Origin of the sequence: Nocardia cyriacigeorgica NBRC 100375 (assembly GCF_000308555.1) — a bacterium.
Lineage (GTDB): Bacteria > Actinomycetota > Actinomycetes > Mycobacteriales > Mycobacteriaceae > Nocardia > Nocardia cyriacigeorgica.
The window spans coordinates 1-2,204 of the sequence record NZ_BAFY01000301.1 but is presented as its reverse complement, the minus strand read 5'-3'; the positions used below and the strand labels follow the sequence as shown (position 1 = coordinate 2,204).

Here is a 2,204-nt window from a genome sequence, read left to right as displayed (position 1 = left end):
CGTTCGCCGGTACGCACGCCGCGCTCGCTCACTGGGCACCCCAGCGATCCCACATCGTCACCTCGGCCGCGGGCGCTCGCTTGGCGGGTCGCGTACCCCCCGGCAGCAGATGTCCCACCGGCAGCATCGCCACCTGCGTCACCTCCTCGAACGGGATGCCGAGCAGGTCGGCGATCTCGCGTTCGTAGGTCAGATGCGCAGTGGTCAGGCAGGAACCCAGATCTCGATCATGCAGAGCCAGTTGAAGATTCCACACCGCTGGATAGATGGACCCGTAGAAGCTGGCCAGCAGTCGCGAGGACGCCTCGGCCGGTGGACGGCCCAGCGAGCACACCACCACCAGCGCCGGTACCTCGTGCAGATGGGCGGCCAGGTATTGCCCGGAGGCCAGATCGCCCAGCTGATCCGGACGAGGTGTGCGGGCGGAGAGGTAGGCGGCGAAGCCTTTGCGGTAGTACTCGGCGATCTGCTGTTTGGTATCGGAGTCCTCGACGACGAGGAACCGCCACGGCTGCCGATTGGTGCCGCTGGGCGCCTGCACCGCGATATCGAGGCATTCCAGGAGTTCGCGGCGTTCGACCGGGCGGGTCAGGTCCAGCCTGCGCCGGAATGCGCGGGTGGTGGTGAGCAGTTCGGCGCCCTCCATCACCGGCCCGCCTCGTCGCCCGCTTCGGCGACGACGATGTCGTCGGTGAACTCGGCATCCACCCGGGCCGCGACGGCGCCGGCCTGATGGATCTCGCAGCGCACCACCGTGCGGTCACCGGTGCGTCCGATGATCTCGGCCCGGCATTCGGCGGGGGTGTCCAGCTCGACGAACCGGTCGAACGTGCTCGAGACGCCGAGCAGCCGGGGTGCCTGCTCCAGCACCATGGCCAGCGCGGTCTGTCTGCACGCCTCGATCAGTAGGCTGCCGGGAACGTGGTCGAGCGGGTGATCGAACAGGAAGGGGTGCCCGATATCGGGCACCAGCGTCGCGATGGCGGTGCCGCCCTCGCGATGGACGGGACCCACCACCACATTGCGCCAGTTCTCCCGGCCCACCACCGCCGGTTCGGCCCGTTCGGTCAATGCCGAGGCGCCGACGAACGGCCCGAGACCGAGACTGTCGCGGAAGCCGCTGCGCATCCGCTCCCAGCGACGGCCGGTGGTCCAGGAGAACGACCCGTCGACGGTCATCATGGGCACGCCGCCGCAGGAGATGTCGAGCACCATGTCGACGCCGTGCATATCGGTGCCGTCGTGATGTTTGCGCGGAACCCGCACGGCCAGCACCAGATCCGCGGGCGCGAACCCGACGTCCCAGGCCGCGGTGTCGGAGCCGGCGCCATTGAAGGTGCGCACCAGGAACGCCCGGTCGGTGGGGACGGCGTAGAACTCGTGGGTCAACGCGATCGCGGCCTGCCGGGCGGCCTCCATCACCACCAGCGGATCGTGCCGCAATGCCAGGCTGCCCGCGTGGTCGCCGTAGTAGGAGTGCATGCGCGGTAGCTGCGCGCCGGCGACGAACTGGTCTTCGCCGAGGCTGTCGAGGGAGGTGACGAACACCTCGGAAACCGCGCAGCGGTGCGCCAACTCGCGGGAGATGGTGCGGGTATGCGATGCGGTGTTGTCGGCATTCACTGTCTCGACACTCACGGCCGGGCCTCCAACCAGTCGGATGCGGTCACCGGGCGCAACGTCTGCGGTTGCGTCCCCACTCGCATGGGCAGTACGTAGGACCCGAGCACGATCACCGACCACGGATCGAGCTCGACGCCCTGATCCCAGGCCGTGGTCAGCAACCGCGCACAGTCGGGATCGGATTCGGGATCGATGCCACCGGGCAGCCTGATTCCCGCGTTGCCGACTTCGGCGATCAAGCGGCGGGCGGCGGCGGTCTTGTCGAAATCGCGGGCCGGGGTGCTCGCGTAGAGTTCGGCCGCAAGCCGGGCGGCCTCGGCGGATCGGTCGGCACCTGCGGCGGCGCTAGCGATCAGCTCGCCGCGGCGCGGCTCGTCGAACAAGATGGCCAGCTCGCGCAGCACGTCGGCGGGATCGTCGGGCGAATGCACCAGGTTCAGCAGGTAGCTGTGCTGCCCGAGCCGATGACGCAGTTCGCCCGGCCTGCGTTTGCGCGGGTCGGTGGGACCCTTGGCGTCGGTGAGCCGGACCGGGACGGGTAGTTCGGCGTCGGCTCCGGCCACCACGAGCACCAGCACATC

The 2,204-nt window shown here is 69.2% G+C and carries 3 protein-coding genes; all 3 read right to left on the bottom strand.

Going from position 1 to position 2,204, the window contains the following annotated elements; translation table 11 throughout:
- Positions 1–28: 28 nt before the first annotated feature.
- Entirely contained in the window at positions 29–646 is a 618-nt protein-coding gene (locus tag RJ05_RS26150; protein ID WP_036541924.1) for a nitroreductase family protein, read from the bottom strand.
- Positions 646–1,638, bottom strand: a complete 993-nt coding sequence (locus RJ05_RS26145) for a ScbA/BarX family gamma-butyrolactone biosynthesis protein (protein WP_051016925.1) — start codon at positions 1,636–1,638, stop codon at positions 646–648. Before RJ05_RS26145 ends, RJ05_RS26150 begins: the two co-directional genes overlap by 1 nt.
- A partial coding sequence (locus tag RJ05_RS26140; RefSeq protein WP_036541922.1) for a nucleoside-diphosphate kinase occupies positions 1,635–2,204 on the bottom strand: 570 nt, incomplete at its 5' end. The genes RJ05_RS26140 and RJ05_RS26145, both read right to left, overlap by 4 nt.